The sequence below is a fragment of the Micromonospora sp. WMMD712 genome (assembly GCF_029581295.1).
GTDB classification, from domain to species: Bacteria; Actinomycetota; Actinomycetes; order Mycobacteriales; family Micromonosporaceae; genus Micromonospora; species Micromonospora carbonacea.
Map to the genome: position 1 here is coordinate 3,731,051 of NZ_CP120743.1, position 23,956 is coordinate 3,755,006.

19 protein-coding genes and 1 riboswitch are annotated in these 23,956 nt (G+C 74.7%); of the genes, 8 read left to right on the forward strand and 11 right to left on the reverse strand.

Annotation, left to right across the window (positions count from 1 at the left end; translation table 11 throughout):
• Positions 1-24 precede the first annotated feature (24 nt).
• The 3 genes from O7633_RS16015 (at position 25) to O7633_RS16025 (ending at position 2,153) form a co-directional block, all read left to right on the forward strand.
• Positions 25-987, forward strand: a complete 963-nt coding sequence (locus O7633_RS16015) for a hypothetical protein (protein ID WP_348776331.1) — start codon at positions 25-27, stop codon at positions 985-987.
• 132 nt (positions 988-1,119) lie between these two features.
• The gene (locus tag O7633_RS16020) at positions 1,120-1,452 is read left to right on the forward strand and encodes a helix-turn-helix transcriptional regulator (protein WP_246384172.1); all 333 of its coding nucleotides are present in this window, start codon (positions 1,120-1,122) and stop codon (positions 1,450-1,452) included.
• A complete protein-coding gene (locus O7633_RS16025; RefSeq protein ID WP_278129664.1) occupies positions 1,449-2,153 on the forward strand; it encodes a hypothetical protein in 705 nt (234 codons plus the stop codon). Before O7633_RS16020 ends, O7633_RS16025 begins: the two co-directional genes overlap by 4 nt.
• Before the next feature lie 424 nt (positions 2,154-2,577).
• Here the strand turns inward: O7633_RS16025 and O7633_RS16030 are convergent, their stop codons facing one another.
• A complete protein-coding gene (locus tag O7633_RS16030) occupies positions 2,578-2,868 on the reverse strand; it encodes a DUF4031 domain-containing protein (RefSeq protein ID WP_278129665.1) in 291 nt (96 codons plus the stop codon).
• Positions 2,869-2,903: 35 nt separating this feature from the next.
• On the opposite strand from O7633_RS16030, the gene O7633_RS16035 reads away from it, so the two are divergent.
• Positions 2,904-4,304: an FAD-linked oxidase C-terminal domain-containing protein gene (locus O7633_RS16035; protein ID WP_282328350.1), complete on the forward strand. Its 1,401-nt coding sequence runs from the start codon at positions 2,904-2,906 to the stop codon at positions 4,302-4,304.
• A gap of 20 nt (positions 4,305-4,324) precedes the next feature.
• Here the strand turns inward: O7633_RS16035 and O7633_RS16040 are convergent, their stop codons facing one another.
• Entirely contained in the window at positions 4,325-4,861 is a 537-nt protein-coding gene (locus O7633_RS16040; RefSeq protein ID WP_282328351.1) for a hypothetical protein, read from the reverse strand.
• Between the two features lie 85 nt (positions 4,862-4,946).
• Positions 4,947-6,815: a glycerol-3-phosphate dehydrogenase/oxidase gene (locus tag O7633_RS16045; RefSeq protein WP_278129669.1), complete on the reverse strand. Its 1,869-nt coding sequence runs from the start codon at positions 6,813-6,815 to the stop codon at positions 4,947-4,949.
• A gap of 27 nt (positions 6,816-6,842) precedes the next feature.
• Here O7633_RS16045 and O7633_RS16050 point away from each other — a divergent pair, with 27 nt between their 5' ends.
• A complete protein-coding gene (locus O7633_RS16050) occupies positions 6,843-9,392 on the forward strand; it encodes a S8 family serine peptidase (RefSeq protein WP_282328352.1) in 2,550 nt (849 codons plus the stop codon).
• 190 nt (positions 9,393-9,582) lie between these two features.
• Positions 9,583-9,846 (forward strand): hypothetical protein, encoded by a 264-nt coding sequence (locus O7633_RS16055; RefSeq protein ID WP_074472364.1) that lies wholly within the window; start codon positions 9,583-9,585, stop codon positions 9,844-9,846.
• A gap of 238 nt (positions 9,847-10,084) precedes the next feature.
• Here the strand turns inward: O7633_RS16055 and groL are convergent, their stop codons facing one another.
• Positions 10,085-11,707, reverse strand: a complete 1,623-nt coding sequence (groL, locus tag O7633_RS16060; protein ID WP_178066567.1) for a chaperonin GroEL — start codon at positions 11,705-11,707, stop codon at positions 10,085-10,087.
• 1,166 nt (positions 11,708-12,873) lie between these two features.
• Positions 12,874-13,077, reverse strand: coding sequence for a cold-shock protein (locus tag O7633_RS16065; protein WP_007073263.1), 204 nt, complete (start codon positions 13,075-13,077; stop codon positions 12,874-12,876).
• Between the two features lie 338 nt (positions 13,078-13,415).
• Here O7633_RS16065 and O7633_RS16070 point away from each other — a divergent pair, with 338 nt between their 5' ends.
• Positions 13,416-13,895, forward strand: coding sequence for a GNAT family N-acetyltransferase (locus O7633_RS16070; protein ID WP_282328575.1), 480 nt, complete (start codon positions 13,416-13,418; stop codon positions 13,893-13,895).
• Between the two features lie 66 nt (positions 13,896-13,961).
• On the opposite strand, the gene paaN is transcribed toward O7633_RS16070, so the two are convergent.
• From paaN to thrC, 3 genes are all read right to left on the reverse strand, one after another.
• Positions 13,962-15,635 (reverse strand): phenylacetic acid degradation protein PaaN, encoded by a 1,674-nt coding sequence (paaN, locus tag O7633_RS16075; protein WP_282328353.1) that lies wholly within the window; start codon positions 15,633-15,635, stop codon positions 13,962-13,964.
• A gap of 86 nt (positions 15,636-15,721) precedes the next feature.
• Positions 15,722-16,741, reverse strand: a complete 1,020-nt coding sequence (locus tag O7633_RS16080) for a GNAT family N-acetyltransferase (protein ID WP_282328354.1) — start codon at positions 16,739-16,741, stop codon at positions 15,722-15,724.
• A gap of 260 nt (positions 16,742-17,001) precedes the next feature.
• Positions 17,002-18,288 carry a threonine synthase gene (thrC, locus tag O7633_RS16085; RefSeq protein ID WP_282328355.1) on the reverse strand — a complete coding sequence of 429 codons (1,287 nt, stop codon included), beginning with the start codon at positions 18,286-18,288 and terminating at the stop codon, positions 17,002-17,004.
• A gap of 12 nt (positions 18,289-18,300) precedes the next feature.
• Positions 18,301-18,434: riboswitch (SAM riboswitch) on the reverse strand.
• A gap of 186 nt (positions 18,435-18,620) precedes the next feature.
• Here thrC and O7633_RS16090 point away from each other — a divergent pair.
• Positions 18,621-19,076 carry a hypothetical protein gene (locus tag O7633_RS16090; protein ID WP_282328356.1) on the forward strand — a complete coding sequence of 152 codons (456 nt, stop codon included), beginning with the start codon at positions 18,621-18,623 and terminating at the stop codon, positions 19,074-19,076.
• A 178-nt stretch (positions 19,077-19,254) separates the two neighbouring features.
• On the opposite strand, the gene O7633_RS16095 is transcribed toward O7633_RS16090, so the two are convergent.
• The 3 genes from O7633_RS16095 to O7633_RS16105 form a co-directional block, all read right to left on the reverse strand.
• Positions 19,255-19,704 carry a DoxX family protein gene (locus tag O7633_RS16095; protein WP_282328357.1) on the reverse strand — a complete coding sequence of 150 codons (450 nt, stop codon included), beginning with the start codon at positions 19,702-19,704 and terminating at the stop codon, positions 19,255-19,257.
• Positions 19,705-19,989: 285 nt separating this feature from the next.
• The gene (locus O7633_RS16100) at positions 19,990-20,862 is read right to left on the reverse strand and encodes an ABC transporter permease subunit (RefSeq protein ID WP_074472356.1); all 873 of its coding nucleotides are present in this window, start codon (positions 20,860-20,862) and stop codon (positions 19,990-19,992) included.
• Positions 20,862-23,732, reverse strand: coding sequence for an alpha/beta fold hydrolase (locus tag O7633_RS16105; RefSeq protein ID WP_282328358.1), 2,871 nt, complete (start codon positions 23,730-23,732; stop codon positions 20,862-20,864). Before O7633_RS16105 ends, O7633_RS16100 begins: the two co-directional genes overlap by 1 nt.
• Between the last annotated feature and the right edge of the window lie 224 nt (positions 23,733-23,956).

The following is a 23,956-nucleotide window of genomic DNA, read 5'->3' on the forward strand; positions in this document are numbered from 1 at the left end:
GCCCGCTGCGGCAGACTCGGCCGGGTGACGGAGCTGGACGATGCCCGGGTGCCCGACCCGCACGACGACCGGGCGGCCGAGGCGGACGACGACCGCGAGGCAGTCCCGCACGACGGCCGGGGGGCCGACACCGACGACGACCGCGAGGCAGTCCCGCACGACGGCCGGGGGGCCGACACCGACGACGACCGCGAGGCAGTCCCGCACGACGGCCGGGGGGCCGACACCGACGACGACCGCGAGGCAGTCCCGCACGACGGCCGGGGGGCCGACACCGACGACGACCGCGAGGCAGTCCCGCACGACGGCCGGGGGGCCGGCCTGGTGGCCCGGTGGCGGGCGGCGGTGCGGGGCGCCGGCGCACCCGACGGCCCCGCGCTGACCCGCGCCGGGCAGGAGCTGCTGGCCCGCTGGCGGGAGCCGCACCGCCACTACCACACGGTCCGGCACCTGGCCGCCGTCCTCGACGTGGTCGACGCGTACGCCGGCTGCGCCGGTCGTCCGGACCTGGTCCGCCTCGCCGCCTGGTGCCACGACGCGGTCTACGACCCGCGCGCCGCCGGGGACGCCAACGAGCGTGCCAGCGCCGATCTCGCCGAGGGGCTGCTCACCGGGCTCGGGGTGCCGCCGGCGGCGGTGGCCGAGGTGCGCCGGCTGGTGCTGCTCACCGCCGGGCACGCGGTCGCCGCCGACGACCGCGACGGGGCGTTGCTCTGCGACGCCGACCTGGCCGTGCTGGCCGGGCCGCCCAAGGAGTACGACCGCTATGCCGCCGCCATCCGCCGGGAGTACGCGCACGTGCCGGACGGGGACTTCCGCCGCGGCCGGGCGCGCATCCTGCGCTCCCTCCTGTCCCTGCCCACCCTCTACCACCACCCCCACCCGCAGACCCACTGGACCCCCCGGGCCCACACCAACCTCACCCGCGAACTAACCACCCTCACCCCCCCACCCCCCACACCCCCTGACCCCACTCCCTCTTCGTGATCTTGCACTTACGGCCCCGACATAAGGTATGAAAACCCCCAAGAGGTGGGCCCAAAGTGCAAGATCGCCGAGGTCGGGGGGCGACGCCGAGGGGGCTAGCTAGAGGTAGAGGTAGCTAGGTAGAGTACGACCATGTCCACATCGGAAGTGCGGATGACGCTGGCGACACAGCGGGTGCTGCGGGTCCTCCTGGACAAGCCCGCCGAGGCGAGATACGGCCTGCAGATCTGCGAGGAGGCCAACCTGGCCAGCGGCACCATCCACCCGATCCTGGCCCGCCTCGAGAAGGTGGGCTGGCTGGAGTCCCACTGGGAGAACGTCGACCCGCATCGGGCCGGACGGCCGCGCAGGCGCTACTACCGGCTGAGCCCGGACGGCGCACAGCAGGCGCGCACCGCTCTGGCCGCGGTCGAGGCCCGCCGTTTCCGCGGTGCGAACCCGGCCCTCCCGGGTGGGCTCGCATGAGCTTCCACGCATACCACCTGTCCCGCGACCTCGAAGTGCTCTCCGCCCTCTCCGAGGACCTGGCGCAGCGGATTCCCGAAGGTCGCCCGTTGGCTGACGAGATCGCCCGGCTGGACCGCGAAGTGATCGCCATCGTTCACGACCTGGAGAACCGCGACGACCGACGCGCCTACCGCCGGGTGTGCGATCTGGACCAGGCCCTGACCCGGGAACTCGACAGGACTCTCGCCCTCGCCGAGGGAACCGCGTGGCGGACGGGCGACAACAGCGCCCGGGTCAGCTTCCTCGTCCGGTGTTTCCATCTCGCCTGCCGCAGCGCCGAGGACCTGCGACTCGCCCTCACCGGCGGGTACGGGACCTTCGCGCACGTCGGGATCCGCGTACACCTCGATCGCGACCTCGCCGAGGATCTCGGACGATCCGAGGCGCACCTCGCCGAGGACATCCCGCCGATCGACGCCGAGCTTCAGCCGCGAAGGCAGGCGTTACGCATGGTCGACTTCATCGTCCGGATCCTTCCGCCGGACCAGCGGGCACGGTACGACGAGGAGCTCCGGGCCGAACTGTACGGGCTCGCGGAAGAGAGGCGCACCTACGGGGCACAACTGCTCTACGTGCTGAGGCAGTTCAACCGGATGTTCGAGCTTCGGTACGAGCTGCGCCGCCCGTCACCGCGCCGGCTGGCACAACCCCCGGATTGAGGTGGGCGCGGATCGTCCCGACGGCCGGGGGACGAACCGTTTCCCCGACCCGTCGATCTCGGGAGGGGCGCGAGTGACGATGCGCCGTAAGGGGCCTTCGGGCCCGCGAGGAAACCAGCGGACCAAAGCCAACCGGTGGAGGGAGGTCGGCGAGTGGGTGGCATTGGCACTGAAGGTCGTCGCCTACTCGGCGGGCCTCGTGGTGACGCTGGCCGGAAACGGATGTGGGCCCAGCTGACCTGACGACCAGCTGAGCCCACACCGGGCGGGAAGGCCCCGCCTCGCGGCTCCCACACCTGGGGGCGGGGGCTTCCCCGGTGCGCCGGCGCGGCCTGCCCGGCTCCGTCGTCGGACATCCGGCGACGCGTCGTCGGGCAGGTGCCGGCGCGGCACCAGCGTAGAGCGGAGAACGGCGCCGCCGGGCTCAGGGAGCCGGGCGGTGAAGGTGCTTGGGGCGGTGGAGGTGCTTGGGGCGGCGCAGGTTCGCCGCGCGCAGGAGGCGGACCAGGTCGCGGCTCGGGACGACCCGCGCGCCGAGGTGCACCGCCATCCGGTACCGCTCGGCGGGGATGTCGTAGTGGTCCCGGTCGAAGGCGCGCCGGGGCACGCCCAGCGTCTCGGCGAAGACGTGCAGCTCGGCGAGGCAGGCGTCGCTGATCAGGTGGGACCAGAGTCGCCCGCGCGCCGGCCAGCGGGGCTGGTCCACGTACAGCATGGCCGCCAACCTAGCCGCCGGTTAACCTCTCCTGCATGGCCGGATCCCCTCTCCTCGCTGAGCTGCGCGCCCTCCTCGGTGACGCCGCCGTCCTGACCGACCCGGACCTGCTGCGGATGCACGAGCGGGACGAGGCCGACCTGTGCGCCTCCGGCACGCCACTGGTGGTGGTCCGTCCGCGCGACACCGCCCAGGTGGCCGGCGTGGTCCGGGCGGCGGCCCGGCACGGCGTACCCGTGGTGCCGCAGGGTGCGCGGACCGGGCTGGCCGGCGCGGCGAACGCGGTGGACGGCGCGGTGGTGCTGAGCACGGTGGCCATGGACCGGATCCTGGAGATCGACCCGGTGGGCCGGATCGCCGTGGTCCAGCCCGGCGTGGTGAACGCGGCGCTGGCCGGGGCGGTGCGCCGGGAGGGGCTCTACTATCCGCCGGACCCGGGCTCCTGGGAGTCGTCGACGATCGGCGGCAACGTGGCCACCAACGCGGGCGGCATGTGCTGCGTCAAGTACGGCGTGACCACGGAGTACGTGCTCGGCCTGGAGGTGGTGCTCGCCTCCGGCGAGGTGCTGCGCACCGGGCGGCGCACCGCCAAGGGCGTCGCCGGCTACGACCTGACCCGGCTCTTCGTCGGCTCGGAGGGCACCCTCGGGGTGATCACGGAGGTGACCGTCGCGCTGCGGCCCGCCCCGGAGGAGTCGCTGACCCTGGTGGCCGTCTTCGACTCGACGGCGGACGCCGGCACGGCGGTGGCCCAGATCGCCGCGAAGGGCCTCACCCCGAGCCTGCTGGAGCTGCTCGACCGCACCCACCTGCGGGCCATCGAGGCGTACCAGCCGATGGGGCTGCACACCGACGCGCAGGCGCTGCTGCTGGCCGCCGTGGACACCGGGTCGCGGGCCGCCGACGACCTGGCCCGCATCGCCGAGGTGTGCGAATACGCCGGGGCCGACGAGGTGTACGCGGCCACCGACGCCGTGGAGGCCGCGGCGCTGCTCCAGGCCCGGCGGCTGGCCCACCCGGCGATGGAGAAGTTCGCCGCCGACGCGTACCCGGGCGGCAACGGGGGTCTGGTCATCGACGACGTGGCGGTGCCGCGCGGGGCGCTCGCCGAGCTGCTGGACGGGGTGGCCCGCATCGCCGAGGAGTGCGCCGTGCCGATCGGGGTGGTGGGGCACGCCGGCGACGGCAACCTGCACCCGAACATCGTGGTCGACCGGGCCGACCCGGCGAGCGTGGAGCGGGGCCGGCGGGCGTTCGACGAGATCATGCGGCTTGGGCTGGAACTGGGCGGCACCTGCACCGGCGAGCACGGGGTGGGGCTGCTCAAGCGGGACTGGCTGGCCCAGGAGATCGGGCCGGTCGGGGTGCGGGTGCACCAGGCGATCAGGGCGGCGCTCGACCCGGCGGGGCTGTTCAACCCCGGCAAGGTGCTCTGACGCGGTCCTCGGACATACCGTCAGGCGGTGGCCTCCGCCGGGGTGGCCTGGGTGAGCAGCAGCAGGATCTCGTACCCGAGGGGCGGCCGGTCCTCCCCCGGGCAGTCCTCGATCGTGATCGGGCCGGGCGTGGTGACCAGCACGGACGTCAGCGCGTCGATGCAGCTCACCCGGTAGCCCCGGGCCTTGTCGGTCTCGGCGGCCAGCCGCTCGTCGGTGAGCAGCGCGCGCAGCCGCTGCGTCCGCTCGGGGTCGAGCTGCCCCGACGACCGGACGTCGTCGCCGGCGCAGTTGCTGCACTCCCACCGCCCGTCGGGCAGGACGGTCAGCATCCGCACCGGGCCGTCCTGGCCGTGCTTCTGCACCAGTTCCACCCGTGCCGACCCGCCGGCCGCCGCGCCGCCGGCCGGGGATGCCGGCGTCCCGTCGGACGGCGGGGCGGTCGCCGTGCCGGCCCGCCGGACCGGCCCGACCGCCGAGCAGGCGGCGAGTGCCGCGGCGAGCAGGGCACCGGCGGCCACCGGGATGATCGAACGCGCACGGAAAGGGCGGATCACGCGCCGGAACGTACCCGATCATGGTGCCGGCGGGTACCGGCCGAGCGGCCGGTCAGGGGTGGCCCGCCCTCCGGTAAGGGTTCGGCTACCGGGGGGACGACGGGAGTTCGACCGGGTCGCCGTCGGTGCCCCGGTCCGCCGCGAAGCCCCGCACGTCGGGCGCGCCGAGCCGGGCCGCGTCCGCCGTCGCGTCGTCCGGCATGAGCTGGGACTCCCGCTCCGCCTCCACCCGGGCCCGGTAGTGCGCGACCTCGCGCGCCCGGGTCGCCGCGTCCCAGCCCAGCACCGCGCCCATCAGCTCGGCGGTGTGCTCGGCCGACTCCAGGCCGCGGTGGGCGGTCTCGAAGGAGATCCGGGTACGCCGGGTCAGCACGTCCTCCAGGTGCAGCGCCCCCTCGGCGCGGGCCGCGTACGTCACCTCGGCCGCCAGGTATTCCGGCGCGCCGGCCAGCGGGGAGGCGAGCAGCGGATCCGCGTCGACCAGCGCCAACAGGTCGAGGGTGAGGGTGCCGTACCGCTCCAGCAGGTGCTCGACCACCCCGACCGGCACCCCGTGCCGGCGGGCCAGGTCGGCCCGGTCCCGCCACATCGCGGCGTACCCGTCGGCGCCGAGCAGCGGCAGGTCGGCCGTGCGGGACGGGCGGACCCCGCCGAGCCGGCGGGCCGCGCGGTCCACCACGTCGGAGGCCATCACCCGGTACGTCGTGTACTTGCCCCCGGCGACGAGCAGCAGCCCGAGCATGGGCTCGACCACCGCGTGTTCCCGGGACAGCTTGGAGGTGGAGTCCGCCTCGCCGGCCAGCAGCGGCCGCAGCCCGGCGTAGACGCCCTCGATGTCGTCGGTGGTCAGCGGCCGGTCCAGCACCGTGTTGACCTGCTCCAGCAGGTAGGCGATGTCGCGGGCCGACGCGGCCGGGTGGGACCGGTCGAGCCGCCAGTCGGTGTCGGTGGTGCCGATGATCCAGTGCCCGCCCCAGGGGATGACGAACAGCACGCTGGTGGCGGTGCGCAGGATCAGGCCCGTCTCGCCGGTGATCGCCGAGCGGGGCACCACCAGGTGCACCCCCTTCGACGCCCGGACCCGGACGCCCCGGCGCAGCCCGACGTCGTTGAGCATCCGCGACATGTCGTCGGTCCACACGCCGGTGGCGGCGACGACCGTGCGGGCGCGTACGTCGAACTCGGCGTCCGGTGAGCCGGGCGGCGCCTCCAGGTCGCGGACCCGGACCCCGGTCACCTCGCGCGCCTGCCGGACGAGGCCGACGGCGCGGGTGCTGCTGACCACCGTCGCCCCCAGGCTGGCGGCGGTGCGGGCCAGGGTGACCACCAGCCGGGCGTCGTCGACCTGCCCGTCGTAGTAGCGGATCGCCCCGGCGAGGCCGTCGGCGCGCAGGCTCGGGAAGACCCGCCGCGCGCCCTCCCGGGTGAGGTGCCGGTGCAGCGGCATCCCCCGCCCGCCCCCGAACAGCCCGGCGAACGCGTCGTACGCGGCCACGCCGAGGCCGTAGTAGGAGCGGCGGAAGGTGCGGCCGGGCAGGTCGCGCACGCCCTTGCCGGCGGGCAGCGGGACCAGGATCGGCACCGGCCGGACCAGGTGCGGGGCGAGCCGGGTGGCGAGCAGCCCCCGCTCGGTGAGCGCCTCGTGGACCAGGTGGAACTCCAGCTGCTCCAGGTAGCGCAGGCCGCCGTGGATCAGCTTGCTGGACCGGCTGGAGGTGCCGGCGGCGAAGTCGCGCGCCTCCACCAGGGCCACCTTGAGGCCCCGGGAGGCGGCGTCCAGCGCCGCGCCGGCACCGGTGACGCCACCGCCGATCACCAGGACGTCGAACCGCTCGGCGCGCAGTCGCCGCAGGTCGGCGGCGCGGCGCGCCGGGGAGAGCTGGCCGGCGACGCTTCGGGAGACGTTGGGGTCACGCACCCGTCCACCGTAACCGCCGTGGCCACCGCACGGCATGTCGTGATCCGGCCGTACTGTCGGGGGATGGAGGTCGGTCCGTACGCAGGTCGTCCCTTTCTGTCGCCCGTGGCCGTCCCGCCGGCCCGCCCCGGCCCGTGGCCCGTGGTCGCGGCGGCGGTGGCCGGGTGCTGGACGGTCGCGGTCGTCGCGCCGGCCGAGCTGGTCGGCTGGCTGGCCGACCAGGTCCGGCTCGCCACCGGCCTGGACCGGGTGGTCTGGCTGTGGCCGGTGGTCGCCGTCGTGACGGTGCTGCTGGCCGGGGTGCCGGCGCTGTTGCTGGCCCTGCTGCCCCGCTCGGGGGCGGTCCGGACCACCGGCCGGGCCTGGCTCGGCGGGCTGCTCGCCCTCGGCGCGCTCACCGGCCTGCGCGCCCTGCCGCCGGTGCACCACGAGGCGTACCTGGCCGCGCTGGCGGCGACGGCGGTCCTGCTCGCTGTGGTGCTGCCCCGGCTGGTCCGGGGCCCCGCGCCGACGCCGCCGGCCGCCGGCCGCCCGGACCACCCCGCCGCGCCCTCGGGGGCCGGCCACCCGGACGACCCCGCCGGGCCCGACCGCCCGCACGACCCCACCGCGCCCACCGCGCCCACCGCCCCGGCCGGTCCGCGCGGGACCGTTCCGGCGGCCCCACCCGCCGTGACCTGGCTGGCGGTGGCCGCCGGGCTGGCGACGCTGCTGCCCTGGGCCTGGTTCGGCGCGCTCGGCGGGCTGCTGGAGACCGTGCTCGCGGCGGCGGCCGCCGCGGCCGTCGGCGTCCTCGCCGGGGTGCTGCTCGACGCCCGGTTCTGGGCGCACCTCGCGGGCGGGCCGCCGCACCGGCCGGCGCGGCTGGTGCTGGTCGGCGGCCTGGTGGCCGGGGTGACGCTGCTGCTGCTCGCCGCCGGCACCGGGCAGTCCGGCGCGCAACTGCCCGCCCTGCTGACCCTGCCCCCGCTCGGCTTCGCGCTGGCCGCCCTCCAGACGCCCGCGCTGCGCTCCGGCGGGCCGGTCGGCCCCGCGCCCGTGCGCTGGCTGGTCGGGCTCGCCACGTTCGGGCCACTGGCGTTCGCCGACCCGGAGGAGATCACCCTGCTCCTGGCGGCCACCCGCGACGTCCCGTTCTGGGTGGCGGTCGCCGCCGCCGCCGGGCTCGCGGTGGCCGCGCTCCTGGCGATCGTGTACGGCGTGCTGCTGGCCCGCCCGAACGGGCACGCGCCGAGCCGGCCGGTGGCGGTGGCGACCGTCGGCGTGCTGCTCGCCGGGGCGGCGCTGGTCCACCTCGGCCCCGGCCAGCCCGGCCTGCACGGCGAACGGCTGCTCGTGGTGCTGCGCGAGCAGGCCGACCTGAGCGGCGTGCCCGCCGGCGGGACGGGCCAGGCGGGTCGGGACGCCCGCGCCCGCGAGGTCTACCGGCGGCTGGTGGAGACCGCCGAACGCACCCAGGCGGGGCTGCGCCGCGACCTGACCCGGCTGGGGCTCGACCCGACGCCGTACTACCTGGTCAACGCGATCGAGGTGGACGGCGGGCCGGCGGTGCGCGCCTGGCTGTCGGGCCGGCGGGAGGTGGACCGGGTGCTGCTGAGCCAGCGGCTGCGCCCGCTGCCGGCCCCCGCGCCGACCAGCCGGGGCGACCAGGCGGCCCCCTCCGGGCCGGCGTGGAACGTCTCCCTGCTCCGCGCCGACCAGGTCTGGTCGCAGCTCGAGGTCACCGGGGCCGGCGTCGTGGTGGGCAGCTCCGACTCCGGGGTGGACGGTCGGCACCCGGCGCTGGCCGGCGGCTTCCGCGGCGGCGACGACTCCTGGTACGACCCGTGGGACCACACCCGCGCGCCGACCGACCAGGGCGGCCACGGCACCCACACGACGGGCAGCGCCGTCGGGCGGGACGGGATCGGGGTGGCCCCCGGGGCGAGCTGGGTCGGCTGCGTCAACCTCGACCGCAACCTCGGCAGTCCGGCGCGCTACCTCGACTGCCTCCAGTTCATGCTGGCCCCGTTCCCGGCCGGCGGCGACCCGTTCACCGACGGGCGGCCCGAGCGGGCCCCCCAGGTGCTGACGAACTCGTGGGGCTGCCCGCCGATCGAGGGCTGCGACCCGGCGGCGCTGCGGCCGGCGGCCGACGCGCTGGACGCCGCGGGCATCTTCGTGGTCGCGGCGGCCGGCAACACCGGGCCGTACTGCCGGTCGATCGAGGACCCGCCGGCGACGTACCCGGACGTGTTCACCGTCGGGGCGACCGACCGGGAGCGCCAGGTCGCCGACTTCTCCAGCCGGGGGCCGGTGCCCGGCGCGGCGAAGCCGGACGTGGTCGCCCCGGGCGTGGGGGTGCTCTCCGCGATGCCGGGCGGCGGCTACGCCACCCTCGACGGCACGTCGATGGCCGCCCCGCAGGTCGCGGGCGTGGTGGCGCTGATGTGGTCGGCGAACCCGACGCTGGTCGGCGACCTGGAGCGCACCCGCCGGATCCTGCGCGACACCGCCGTCCCGGCCGGGGCGACGTACGCCTCCCGCAAGCCGGCCGACGCCTGCGGCGGCGACGCGAACATCAGCGGGGCGGGCCTGGTCGACGCGTACGCCGCTGTCCGCGCGGCCCGCTGAGCGGGTAAGGAAGGGCCCCTTGTTAACGCATACGGTAGAGAGGGGTCCCCTTCTCACCTCGCACCCCGCGCCCCGGCGGCGGCCCCGCGATCCTCGCCCCGCCGGCGGGCGAAACGGGCACCGGGCCGGATAGCGCCGTTCGGCCGCCCCGGCATCGACGGTCACCTACCGTCGAGGTGAGGAGGCCGCGATGACCACGGACGACGAGCGGGCCGAGGCTCCACGTTCCGCCGCCTGGGTGCCGGTCGAGGAGATCCCGGGGCAACTGCCGTTCGACCGGCTGGACTACGGCGACGCCGAGCAACTGGCGGAGATGGCCGGGGGCGACGCGCCTGCGGCGGAGGAGCCGGTGGTCCTGGTCGACGAGCCGATCCGCGTCGACGAGCCGATCCGCATTCGCCGGCCGCCCGGCCGGGCCGGGCGGCGACGCGACCAGCCGCCCCTGCCGACGTGAGCGACGCCGGCGTGAGCGACGCCGGCGTGAGAGCCGCCAGCGGGCGCGTGCCCGAGGCCGGAGTGCCCGAGGCGGGAGTGCCCGAGGACCGAGTGGCCTTGGCCGGAGTGCCGACGGCCCGAGTGTCCGAGGCCGGAGTGGCCGGCGCTGGCGGCCGTGACGACGCGGAGGGGGCGGGCCGCTGACGCGACCCGCCCCCTCGACGTGCGGTGTAACTGAACTCCGGTGGGAGCTGGACTCAGAAGTCCATGTCCCCGCCGCCCGGGCCAGCCGCAGCGGCCGGGGCCTTCTCCGGCTTGTCCGCGACGACGGCCTCGGTGGTGAGGAAGAGCGCCGCGATCGACGAGGCGTTCTGCAGCGCCGACCGGGTCACCTTGGCCGGGTCGATGATGCCCGCGGCCAGCAGGTCCACGTACTCGCCGCTGGCGGCGTTGAGGCCGTGGCCGGCGTCCAGGTTGCGGACGCGCTCGACGACGACGCCACCCTCCAGGCCGGCGTTGACGGCGATCTGCCGCAGCGGAGCGTCCAGCGCGATCTTGACGATCTGCGCGCCGGTCGCCTCGTCGCCGGTCAGGTCCAGCTTGTCGAAGGCGGTCTTGCCGGCCTGCACCAGCGCGACGCCACCACCCGGGACGATGCCCTCCTCGACGGCGGCCTTCGCGTTGCGGACGGCGTCCTCGATGCGGTGCTTGCGCTCCTTCAGCTCGACCTCGGTGGCCGCGCCGACCTTGATCACCGCAACACCGCCGGCCAGCTTGGCCAGGCGCTCCTGCAGCTTCTCGCGGTCGTAGTCGGAGTCGCTCTTGTCGATCTCGGCCCGGATCTGGTTGACCCGGCCCTGGATCTGCTCGGCGTCGCCGGCACCGTCGACGATGGTGGTCTCGTCCTTGGTCACCACGACCTTGCGGGCGCGGCCCAGCATGTCGAGGCCGGCGGCCTCCAGCTTGAGGCCGAGCTCCTCGCTGATGACCTGGCCACCGGTGAGGATGGCGATGTCGGTCAGCATGGCCTTGCGGCGGTCGCCGAAGCCGGGGGCCTTGACGGCCGCGGACTTGAAGACGCCCTTGACCTTGTTGACCACCAGGGTCGGCAGGGCCTCGCCCTCCACGTCCTCGGCGATGATCAGCAGCGGCTTGCCCGACTGCATGACCTTCTCCAGGATCGGGAGCAGGTCCTTCACCGACGAGATCTTGCTGTTGGCGATCAGGATGTAGGGCTCGTCGAAGACGGCCTCCATCCGCTCCGGGTCGGTCATGAAGTACGCGGAGATGTAGCCCTTGTCGAAGCGCATGCCCTCGGTGAGCTCGAGCTCCAGGCCGAAGGTGTTGCTCTCCTCGACGGTGATGACGCCTTCCTTGCCGACCTTGTCCATCGCCTCGGCGATGATCTCGCCGACGGTGCTGTCACCGGCGGAGATGGAGGCGGTGGAGGCGATCTGCTCCTTGGTCTCGACGTCCTTGGCGAGCTTGGACAGCTCCTCCGAGACGCTGGCCACGGCGGCCTCGATGCCCCGCTTCAGGGCCATCGGGTTGGCGCCGGCGGCCACGTTGCGCAGGCCCTCGCGGACCAGGGCCTGGGCCAGGACGGTCGCCGTCGTCGTGCCGTCACCGGCCACGTCGTCGGTCTTCTTGGCGACCTCCTTGACCAGCTCGGCGCCGATCTTCTCGTACGGGTCCTCGAGCTCGATCTCCTTGGCGATGCTCACACCATCGTTGGTGATGGTGGGGGCACCCCACTTCTTCTCGAGCACCACGTTGCGGCCCTTCGGGCCGAGGGTCACCTTCACGGCGTCGGCGAGCTGGTTCATGCCCCGCTCGAGGCCGCGGCGAGCCTCTTCGTCGAACGCGATCATCTTGGCCATACGGCGTTGTCCTCCTGGACACTCACGGGCCACCCGAGTGTGTGTCCCGGATGGGCCGCCTGGTGTACGCACCTTGGGACGTCGCCACCTGGCGACGACGACGTCTCCTCGGCCGGGCCGGATAGCCCGCGACGACCGGCCATGTGCCGCCCGACGGATCTCCGCCGTGCGGCCGTGGCCCCACCGTCCCGACCATTGGCACTCACCCAAGGCGAGTGCCAATGACTTGTTTAGCACTCTGCCCTGCCGAGTGCAAGCACGATGCGGCGGACGGACCGGGTCGACCCCACCTGACCAGCGCGACCCGGCCCGCCGGTTCAGCCGATTTCACCCGCCGGCCGGGCGGCGGTAACCGACCCCTCGTACGCCCGCCGCCCGGCGCACGTGACGACCGTAACGACCGGCCGGACCGGGACGACCAGGCGCACCAGGGCGACCAGGCACACGGCCAGGGCCAGGACGGACCAAGGCCAGGACGGACGAGGGCAGGACCGACGAGGGCAGGACCGACGAGGGCAGGACCGACGAGGCAGGACGGTCGGACCAAGAAGGGCGAGAGAGCCGAGAGGGTGCGGCCAGGCAGGCGAGAGCCGGGACCGGCACGAGCGGCCACCGACCGCGGCGCGGCGCGCCGGGGCACCCGGGACCATCCGCCCGCCCCTTCCCCGGGCAGGCCGACCAGCGGGTCCGGGCGGAAACACAGCCGGGCGGCGGCCACGACGCGGCGCGGCCCGGTGGGCAGGGCTACCACGGCGGGACGGCACGGCGCGAACCGGCGGTGGCACCGGGCCAAGGTGGTGCTGGGCCAAGGTGGCACCGGGCCAAGCTGGCGCCGGACCAAGCTGGGGCCGGACCAGGGTGGAGCCTTGGCCAGGGTGGGTCGGCAACCCGGCGCGGCACCTGGCGGCCGGGAAACCGACCGCAGCCCGACCAAGCGCGGCCGACCGGCCCTTCGGCCCCCGGTGGGATCGATCGATCGGACGGAGATGGCTGGGACATGCGCCCTGGGACGTGCGCCCTCCCCGGCGGCGATGTGGGAACGGTCCGCAGCATTCCTGGACCGCCCCGTCCGCGCCGCCCCGGACCGATCCGTCCGCGCCGACCGGGGCGGCGCGCTCCGCCGGCCATCGGTGGCCCGCCCGCCCGCGGGCCAACCGGTCGGGGCGTCAGGCGACGACGCGTACGCGCTCGGCCTGCGGCCCCTTCTGCCCCTGCGCGATCTCGAACTCCACGCGCTGCCCGTCGTCCAGCGCCTTGTAGCCGTCCATCTCGATGGCGGAGAAGTGGACGAAGACGTCCTGCCCCCCGTCGACGGCGATGAAGCCGTAGCCCTTCTCGGCGTTGAACCACTTCACGGTGCCCTGTGCCACGGTGCACTTCCTAACGTCGCGCGGCCTTCCACGAGCGGGTACGCCGACGGAACCGGCGGCCCCGGGAACACCGGTTTCACCCGTCTGCGCCGACCGGGAAACCAGTGACCGAAATCGCACGCTACACGAGGAGTGACGACGGCGCACGACCACAAATAGGGCTATAACGGACCGACCTCAACCCGGTGCGGCATAGGCGGCCATCACTGCGATAGGTATGCGGGATGACAGCAGGTTCCCGCCCGCCGACCGACCCGGGCAGCGCCCCGACGGGGACGGCCGACACCGCCGCGCCGGCAGTCGACGTACGCCGGTTGACCCTGCCGGACGCGGCGCGGATGCGGGCGCTGCGGCTGGAGATGCTCGCCGACGCGCCGCTGGCCTTCCTGGAGACCCTGGCGGAGGCCGCCGCCCGCCCGCACGCCGAGTACGCGGCCCGCGTCGCGTCGGTCGCCAGCGGCCGGCACACCGCCCAGTTCGTCGCCGACCCCGGCGCGGACCGGCCGGGTGGCCCCGCCGGGCGGCTCGTCGGGCACGCCGGCGGGACGATCTCGGCGGACGAACCCGGCCTCACCGTCGTCTACGCCGTCTACGTCACGCCGGCCCGGCGCGGCACCGGGCTGCTCGCCGCGCTGATCGAGGGGGTCGCCGCCTGGTCCCGGGAGTGCGGTCGGCCGGAGCTGATGCTGGAGGTGGTCGTCGGCAACGACCGCGCCTACCGGGCGTACCGGAAGCTGGGCTTCGTCGACACGGGCGTGCGGGTCCCGCACCCGAGGCTCCCCGCCCTGCGCGAGCTCCAGATGCGCCGCCCGGCCTGAGGCGGGGGTGTTTGCAGGGGCCCCCTGTACAACAGAAAGCGTTAACAAGGGGCCCCTCCTTGCACCTCAGGCGGGGCGGCGGCTCTGGACGATGCGGAACCGGTTCGCCACGTACGCGCCGTCGGTCAGCGCCGCGTTCGCCGCCGGGTTGGCGCCGCTGCCGTGGAAGTCGGAGAACGCCGCCGACTGGTTGACGAAGACGCCGCCGGTCAGGTTGCACGACAGGTGCACGCCGACGTCGATCGCCGCCGCCTCGGCCGCGTCCAGCACCGCCGGGTCGGTCGAGTAGACGGCGGCGGTCAGCGCCCCGGACTCGCCCACGGTGGCGCGGAGGAGTTCCAGGCTGTGCGCGGTGGAGTCGGTGGCGATCACGAACGAGATCGGCCCGAACCACTCCCGGCCGTACGTCGCCGTGTCGGCGGCGGCGAGCCTGACGATGGTCGGCGTCCGCACCACCGCGCCGGGGAAGGCGGGGTGCTCGACGGTACGCGACTCCAGCACCGCCGCTCCGACCTTGGTGACCTCGTCGAGGCGTTCCAGCACCCCGTCGTTGACGATCGCGCCGGTCAGCTCGACGCCCCGGGCCGGGTCGGCGGTGAGCTTGCCCACGGCGGCGGCGATCCCGGCGGCCACCTCGTCGAAGCTCTTGTGCCCCTGGTCGGTGTCGATGCCCCCGGCGGGGATGAGGATGTTCTGCGAGGTGGTGCACATCTGGCCGCTGTAGAGGGTCAGCGTGAAGCCGAGGTTGCGGCACATCCCGGCGAAGTCGTCGGTGGAGTCGATCACGACGGCGTTCAGCCCGGCCTTCTCCGTGTAGACCGTCGCCTGCCGGGCGTTGGCCTCCAGCCAGTCGCCGTACTCGGTGGAGCCGGTGAAGTCGACGATCTTCACGGCCGGGTGCAGGGCGAGGGTGGAGGCGAGCCTCTCGCCGGGGGCCTCGGGGGCGAGCAGCACCAGGTTGGGGTCGAAGCCGGCCTCGGCGAGCACCTCGCGGGCGTACTTCACGGTGATCGCGAGCGGCAGCACCGCGCGGGGGTGCGGCTTGACGACCACCGGGTTGCCGGTGACCAGCGAGGCGAACAGCCCGGGGTAGGAGTTCCAGGTCGGGAAGGTGTTGCAGCCGATCACCAGGGCCACCCCGCGCGGCACCACGTGGAACGTCTTGGTCATCCGCAGCGGGTCGCCCTTGCCGGCGGCCTTCTCCCAGCCGGCCGTCCCCGGGTGGCGGGTCATCTCCGCGTACGCGTAGGCGACCGCTTCGAGGGCGCGGTCCAGCGCGTGCGCGCCGCCGGCCTGGAAGGCCATCACGAACGCCTGGCCGCTGGTGAACTGCACCGCGTTGGCCAGCTCGAAGACGTGCCTGTGCAGCCGGTCGAGGATCTCCAGGCAGACGCCCGCGCGGGCCTGCGGGCCGGCGTCGCGCCAGGCGGGCAGGGCCGCGGAGGCGGCGGCCACCAGCTCGTCGACGCCCGGGTGCGGGTAGCTGACGTTCAGCTCCAGCCCGAAGGGGCTGGCCTCGGTGGCGACCCGGTCGCCGCTGCCCGGCTGGTCGAGCGGGAAGTCGCCGCCCAGGTACGCCTCGAAGGCGGCCTTGCCGTCGGCGGCGGCGGTCTCGCCGTACACCCGGGGGCTGGGTGACTCGGGATAGGCGGACCAGTACCCGCGCTCCGTGATCGCGGTCAGCGCCCGGTGCAGGGTGTCGGCGTGCTTGTCGTACGCAGGATGCGGGGTCTCCGTCATGCCCGCCATCATGCCGCAGCCGGCGGGCGGGCAGTAGGGCCGGCGGACGCCGCCGGACGCCCGCCGCCCTGCCGCGGGCCGGCCAGTCAGAGGGTGAGCTGCCAGTCGGTCCAGGCGTCGACCGGGCGGAACCCGAGCGCCTCGTTGATGGCGATCATGTACGTGTTGGCCTGCGCGTTGAAGGTGTCCACCGCGCGCAGCCCCGGCTCGTGGTCGAGCGCGTACCGCAGGTTCTCGACCTTCACGAGGAGCCCGAGCCGGTGGCCGCGGTGCGCCGGGTCGACGATGGTGATCTGCTGCCACGCGTGCCAGGGGACGCTGGGGCCGAGGTCGATCGTCGTCCAGGCGACCAGCCGGCCGGACGCGGCGTGCACCGCCCCGTGGTGGTAGCGGCGGCGGCCCCGCGCGTCCAACGCCCGCTCGACGCCCCGGACCCGCTCGACGTCGACCCGCTCCGGCTCCCACTCCATCTCGCCCAGGGGCGCGTCGGCCATCAGCCGGCCGTCGAGGTGGGCGACATCGGCGACGTGCTCCTGCGGGGCCGCGCCCTGCCAGCGGACCGTGCGGTAGCCGGCGGCGCGGGACCGGGCGTCGGCCAGCGCCGCGTCGAGCGCGGCCTGGTCGAGCCGGGTGGTGTCGAGGCGGCGGCGGACCTCGGCGAGCACCGCCCGCGCCCCCGTCGCCGCGGCGAACGCCCCGCCGGCCCCGCCGCGCGCCGGCCCGCCGGGCAGGGCCGCGACGGTCGCGCCGACCACCCGCTTGCGCCCCCGCTCGCCCAGCAGCTCCACGGCGTGCGCGTGCAGGGCCCGGCCGACCCCCCGCCGCCGGTGCGCCGGGTGCGTGAACAGGTCGACGGTGGCGTTGTCGGTGTTGTCGAGCTGCGGCAGGTCGAGGGCGAGGAAGCCGGCCGGCTCGCCGTCGAGCCGGGCCAGCGCCCAGGCCGGCACGTTGCCCGGCATCGGGTGCCGGATCGCCGCCTCGAAGCGGCTCCGGCACAGCGGCGGGAAGTCGGGGACGTCCGCCTGGTCGGCGGCGGCCCGGATCCGGTACGCCGCGTCGACCGCGCCCTGGTCCGCCGGGTCGATCGGGGTGATGGTGATGCCCATGGGCCGAGGGTGGCCGGGGAAAGACGATCGGGCCAGCGAATTTCTCCGCTGGCCCGATCGGACGTTGGTCGGGAGGGACGATCGCACAACGCCTCCGGCGCTGGGTCGTAAGAACTTAAAGTCTCCGGCGAAACGCCCTCCCGCACGGAGCATCTTGCGCCGTCCGGTTCCCGCCGTCAAGTCCTCGGCGGCGGGTTTTTGCGTACGGAGGGCAAAACGTCGGTTACCCGACGGATCGGCGGGCCGATCGGCCCGCACAGTCAGCCGAGCAGGCCGGCGTCGCGGGCCGCGCGCAGCGAGGGCTTGATCCGGTGGGTGGGGCCGACCTGGGCGGCGACGGCGTCGATGGTCTTGAGCCCCTCGCCGGTGTTGAACACGACGGTCTCCGCCGTCGGGTCGAGCCGGCCGGACTCGACCAGCTTGCGCAGCACCGCCACGGTCACCCCGCCGGCCGTCTCGGCGAAGATCCCGGTCGTGCGGGCCAGCAGCCGGATGCCCGCGCGGATCTCGTCGTCGTCGACGTACTCCATCCACCCGCCGGTGCGCCGCACGGCCTCCAGGGCGTAGAGCCCGGCGGCGGGGTCGCCGATGTTCAGCGACTTGGCGATGCCGGTCGGCTTGACCGGGGTGATGGTGTCGATGTCGGCGTGCAGGGCCGCCGCGATCGGGTTGCAGCCGGCCGACTGCGCCCCGAACACCTTCCAGCCGCCGGCCGGGGCCTCGACGAGGCCGATCTCGACCAGCTCGCTGAACGCCTTGTCGATCTTGGTGAGCAGCTCGCCGCTCGCCATCGGGATGACCACCTGCGCCGGGATCCGCCAGCCGAGCTGCTCGGCCACCTCGTAGCCCAGGGTCTTGGAGCCCTCCGCGTAGTAGGGCCGGACGTTGACGTTGACGAAGGCCGTGTCCTCGAACTCGTCGGTCTCCACCAGCTCGCCGCAGAGCCGGTTCACGTCGTCGTACGAGCCGTCGATGGCGACCAGCTCGCCGCCGTAGACGGCGGTGGTGACCACCTTGCCCGGCTCCAGGTCGCTGGGGATGAACACGATCGACGGGGCGCCGGCGCGGGCCGCGTGGGCGGCGACCGAGTTGGCCAGGTTGCCGGTCGACGCGCAGGCGAACCGGGTGAAGCCGAGCGCCCGGGCGGCGGTGAGCGCCACCGACACCACCCGGTCCTTGAAGGAGTGGGTGGGGTTGGCGCTGTCGTCCTTGACCCAGAGCGGGGCGGTGATGCCCAGCTCGGCGGCGAGGTTGCCGGCGGCGACCAGCGGGGTGAGCCCCGGGTCCACGGTCACCCGGGCGGCCGGGTCCTGGCCGGCGGGCAGGAGGGCGGCGTAGCGCCAGAGGTTCTGCGGCCCGGCCTCGATCTGCTCGCGGGTGACCCGGGCCAGGGCCGCCGTGTCGTAGTCGACTTCGAGCGGGCCGAAACACTCGTAGCAGGCGTGCTGCGCGGCGAGCGGGTAGCGCGCCGAACAGGCGCGGCAGACCAGGGCGCGGGCGGGGCTGGCCGTGGTGTCGATGCCGGGCGCGGCGAGGGTCGACGTCATGTCGAGGAGGTCCTCTCATCTTTCCCCGCATCGCACCCTGCGGCGGGGACGGAATTGGCACCTGTCCGCGGCGTTCGCCATCGAACGCACGGGGGTGGTTGCCGGGGCTTCGTCGGGCCGTATCCCTCTGCCCCTCTGGATGAGGTATTCAGTTGTGCCGCCGAGTCTACGGCGGATCGCGGCGACCGCCACCCGATGTTCCCAGCGTGTGGGCCGGATCGGGGGTGCCGACTTGGTCACACCGTCACCATGGGCACCCGCCCCGGCACCGTGAGCCACTGTCTCCAGGGCCCCCGGGCCGGGGGGTGGCCTGCGGTTTCTAGCCTGACGGCGTGACGTATCCCCCGACACCCGGTCCGCCCCCGAAGCCGCGCAGGCCGGGCCGGACCACCCGTACCGTGATCATCGTGGCCGCCGTGGTGGCGCTGCTCTGTTGCGCAGGCACGCTCACCGGCGGCGGCATCTGGTTCTTCCGCACCGTCCAGGGCGCCACCGCGCCCGCCCGGGACGCCGCGACCGCGTACCTCGACGACGTGCGGGACGGCAACCACCCGGAGGCGTACGCCCGGCTCTGCGAGGAGGTGCGCAGCCAGCTGACAGAGGAGGAGTTCGCCCGGGCCCGGGCGGCCGAGCCGCCCCTGGGCGGCTACCGGGTCACCTCGACCGAGGTGAGCAGCAGCACCGGCGGCCGGTCCCGGGCCGAGGTCACCGTCAGCGGCGGCGGCCGGGAGAAGGTCCTCGTCCTGGTCGAGGAGGGCGGCGACTGGCGCGTGTGCGGGGGGATCTGACCGGCGGCACCGGCCGGGCGGGGGCATGCTGCCGGGGCGGAGATGAGCCGCCCCGCCCTCGCCACCCGAAGGGAAACTCCGCCCGCCCCGTGACGCCGCCTGGCGATTCCTGGACAGTTCCGGTCTGCCGCGAGCGACAACTGGCCAAGGCCGCGGCGTCGCGGGGCGGGCGGTCGGGTCAGGCAGGCACCGAGCGCTTGCTCGGGGCGGGCGTCGCGACGGCCGGCTCCCGGCGACGGCCCAGCAGGTTGTCGACGGCCCACGTGCCGGGGCCGAGCACCGCGATGAGCACGAACGCCCAGCAGAACAGCGCCGACAGCTCACCGCCGTTGCGCAGCGGCAGCAGCCCCTCCGGCTGGTGCACCACGAAGTACGCGTACGCCATCGAGCCGGAGGCGAGCAGCGCGGCGGGGCGGGTGAAGAGCCCGGCCAGCACCAGCGCGCCGCAGACGGCCTGGATCAGGGCGGCGTACCACCCTGGCCAGGTGCCGAGCGGGACCGCCTGACCGGTTCCTCGCGCGCCGCCGAAGACACCGAACAGCGACGACAGGCCGTGGAACAAGAAGAGCAGGCCGATCACCATGCGGAACAGGGACAGGACGGGACCGCTAAGCCGGTCAATGTTCATACCACACCTCCAGTGACAGAAGTCAATGCAGTCAGAATGCGGTAAGAATTTGATAAGGTCGATGCTTGTCCCTGTCCGTGGGAGCGTTCCCACGATATTTGAGACGCGGAACTTCCCCACCAGCACAATCACTCGACGCGATCGCGCCGGGCACGAGCCGTCACGGGGCCCTCGATCACTCACGACCGACCTGCCCGCCACGCACGGGCGGTCACGGAGGCCCGATCCCGAGCTGCCCACCGGGCCCGACCGGTCCCGGCGGCGGGCAGGTGCCCGGCTCCGCCGTCAGCTCGTGACGTCCTTGCGGGTGAAGCGCCAGAAGGCCAGCGACCAGAACAGGGTGGCGTAGGCGATCGCGGAGATGCAGCCGCGCACCAGGTCGTCGGTCTGCACCGGCGTCGACAGCAGGCCCAGCCAGGCGTTGGCGTAGTGGGTCGGCAGGAACGCCCGGATCCCGCCGAGCGCCGTGATCTGGTCCAGGATGCTGGACAGGATCCACAGCAGCACCGCGCCGCCGACCGCGCCGAGCGCGGCGTCCGTGACGACGGAGAGCAGGAACGCCAGCCCGGCCACCGCCAGCAGGACGACCGCCAGGTAGCCGAGCACGGCCAGCAGCCGCAGCAGCCCCTCGGCCGGGTCGAGCTGGGCGGAGACCTGGCTGCGCAGCGGCTCCCAGCCGTAGCGGAGGGTGCCGGCGAGCAGGGCGGTGCCGGCGAGCAGCAGCAGGGCCAGCCCCGAGTACGCGAGCGCCACCAGCAGCTTCACCGCCAGCAACCGGGCCCGGGGCACCGGCACGGCCAGCAGGTAGCGCAGGCTGCCCCAGCTCGCCTCGCTGGCCACCGTGTCGCCGCAGAACAGCGCCACCACCACGACCAGCAGGAACGACGCCGAGACCAGCAGCGAGAAGAGGGTGAAGTTGAGTCCGCCCGAGGTGGCCAGGTCGGCGAGGCTGGAGAACTCGCCCCCGCCGCCGTCGTCGTCGTTGCCGGAGTCGAACTGGAACGCGACAAGCACGATCAGCGGCAGCAGCACCATGAACCCGAGCGCGAGCTGGGTACGCCGCCGCGACGCCTGCCGGCGGAACTCCGCCGCGAACGGCAGGGTCGCCGACGGCCGGTAGCCGGCAGCCGCGCCCACCGTGGAAGACGACTGCGTCATCACCGGTCCCCGCTTCCCCGAGAGTTCTCGCCCACCAGGGCGAGGAACGCGTCCTCCAGGCGGCGGCGCGGCACCACCCGGTCCACCCCGATCCCCGCCCGGACCAGCTCGGCCACCACCTCGCTGCGGGCGGTGCCGTTGGTGTCCACCACCAGCTGCCCCTCGGCGTCGGGCAGCACCCGGACGCCGGCCAGCCGGCCCAGCACGTCGCGCGCCGCGTCGGGGTCGGTCACGTCGAACAGCACGCTCGGCGACTCGCCGACGATCTCCTCCACCGGGCCGGACGCGACGATCCGCCCCTTGTTGACCACCACCGCGTGCGTGCAGGTCTGCTCCACCTCGGCGAGCAGGTGGCTGGAGACCAGCACCGCCCGGCCGTCGGTGGCGTAGCGCTGGAGCACCCGGCGCATCTCGGCGATCTGCGGCGGGTCCAGGCCGTCCGTCGGCTCGTCGAGCACCAGCAGCTCGGGCAGGCCGAGCATGGCCTGGGCGATGGCGAGGCGCTGCCGCATGCCGTGGCTGTACTTGCGGGTCCTGCGGTGCACCGAGTCGCCGAGCCCGGCGATCTCCAGCGCCTCGTCGAAGTGCGCGTCCTCCCACGGCCGGCCGGTGGCCCGCCAGTAGGCCTTCAGGTTGTCCAGGCCGGACAGGTGCGGCAGGAAGCCGGGGCCCTCGACCAGCGCGCCGATGCGCGACAGCACCAGCGAGCCGGGCACCAGCCGCCGGCCGAAGACGTAGATCTCGCCCGCGGTGGGCTGGGTGAGCCCCATCAGCACCCGCAGGGTGGTGGTCTTGCCCGCGCCGTTCGGCCCGAGCAGGCCGACGACCTGACCTGGGTGCACCTCGAAGTCGACGTTCGACACGGCGACGAAGCCGTCGGCGTACTCCTTGCGGAGCTGGCGCACGGCCAGCGGCGTGCCCGCGTACTCGGGATGCACGGAGCTGTCCTGGCGGCGGTGCCGGCGGCGGGCGACCAGGACGACCGCGGCGAGCCCGACCGCGATGGCGGCCAGCAGCCCGGCCAGCACCCAGCGCCAGACGACGGCCGTGGTGGGGATCGGCTCGCCGGCCACGGTCGGCAGCACGAGCGAACCGTCGCCGGCCGCCACCGTGTAGACCGCCGGCTCGGCCGGCGTCGTGTACGCCTGGTCGGACGTGGCGACCACGACCCGCAGCCGGTGCCCGGCCTCGACCCGGCGGACGATCGCCGGCAGGGTGACCGTGACCGGCTTCGCCGCCCCGACGTCGGCCGGCAGGCCGGTGAGCCGGACCGGGGCGACCAGCCCGTTCGGCAGGGTCGCCGCGCCCTGCGGGTCGACGTCGTAGAGCTTCACGAACAGCACCGCCTCGCCGCTGGCCGACGCGGCCCGCAGGGTGACGGTCGGCGAACCGGCCACGTCCACCGCCTCGCCCAGCGGCGCGGACTCGAACCGGGCGTGCTGGCCGGGCACGTCGCCCGCCACGCCGCCGAGCAGCGAGCCGAGCGCCCCGGCGAACGGGATCGAGGAGATGGCCGCCGGGTTGCCGTTGGGCGGGTTGGCGACCGGCTGGGCCGGGCCGGTCACCGCGACCTCGCGGCGCGCGTCGCCGGCCAGCCCCGGGTAGTCGGCGGTGCGGAAGCCGGTGGCGACCAGGCCACGGTCGAGGGCGTCGAAACCGGCGATCCGCGAGTACGTGAAGTCGTCGCCGGGGGCCGCCCCCTCGCCCTTGACGTAGTGGTCGAGCCACTGGACGGTCAGGTACTTGACCCGGTCGGAGTCGTTGCGCGGCCCGTCGCCGCCGTCGTGGCCGCCGGTGAACCAGGCCACCCGGACCGGGGTGCCGGCGGCGGCGATGCCGCGCGCGTTCGCGTCGGCCTCGGCGAGCGGGAACAGCGTGTCGGCCTCGCCCTGCACCAGCAGGGTGGGCGCCTTGATCCGGTCGAGCACGCCGGCCGGGCTGGACCGGCGGAGCAGGTCCACGGCCGCCTGGTCGCCCCGCCCGGTGGTGGCGATGCGCAGGTACGCGGCGCAGACGTCGGCGGCGAACCGGCCGCAGGACGGGTCGGCGGCCCCGGCCGGCGCGCGCCCGGAACCGGTGCCCGGCCCGGCGCCCGGCGCGGGGCTCGGCGGCCCCGCCGAGGCCGGGTTGCCCTCGGGCTGGGCGGCGGAGGTGCCGGAGAGCCCGGCCGGGCCGGAGCCGGCGTTGCCGCCGCCGCCGAAGAACAGCCCCGCCCAGCCCTTCTTGAACACGCCGGAGGTGGCGGGCCCGCCGGTGCTCTCCGGCAGGAACGCGCGGGACAGGTCGTTCCAGGTGATCATGGGGACGATCGCGTCGACCCGCTGGTCCTGGGCCGCGAGCAGCAGGGCCAGGCCGCCGCCGTACGAGCCGCCGACCACCCCGACCCGGGGATCGCCGGCGGCGTCCGTGCGCACCTCGGGACGGGCGGCCAGCCAGTCCAGCAGCCGCTGCGCGTCCCGCACCTCGTGGTCGGGGCTGTCCAGGTGGATCTGGCCGCCGCTGCGGCCGAAGCCGCGCGCGGTCCAGGCGAGCACCGCGTAGCCCTGGCCGGCCAGCTCCTCGGCGTCGGAGCGGACCGACTCCTTGGTGCCGCCGAAGCCGTGCGCGAGCAGCACCGCCGGCACCCGGCGGTCCGCCGTCGCGCCGTCGGGCAGGTAGAAGGTGGTGTCCAGGTCGACCGGCTCGTCGCCGGACGGCCCGGAGCGCACGGTGATCATCGCGGGCTCGGCGCGGAAGCCGGCCTCGCCGGGCCGGGCCGCCCAGAGCACGGCGGCGGCCAGCAGCACGACCGCCACCGAACCGGCGACGATCCGGCGGGGGCGGGTGGCCAGGGCCCGTCGGACCGGTGCGGCCGACAACGGCGATCTCATGCGGCAACGGTACGGTGCGGATCCTGAGCGTTCGCTGAGATCCTCCGTACGTCCGTCCGGCCCGGCCGATCGGCGGCCTGTTTTGATCGTTTGCGCAGCGTCTGCCGCATCCCAGCGAGATGAATTCGGATCATGTGAATTCCGATGTTCAACCGATATCGCATCCGATCGGCCCATCTCCGCCGGGCCGCCGCCACCGAGGGTGGCGGATCGGTCGACACCTG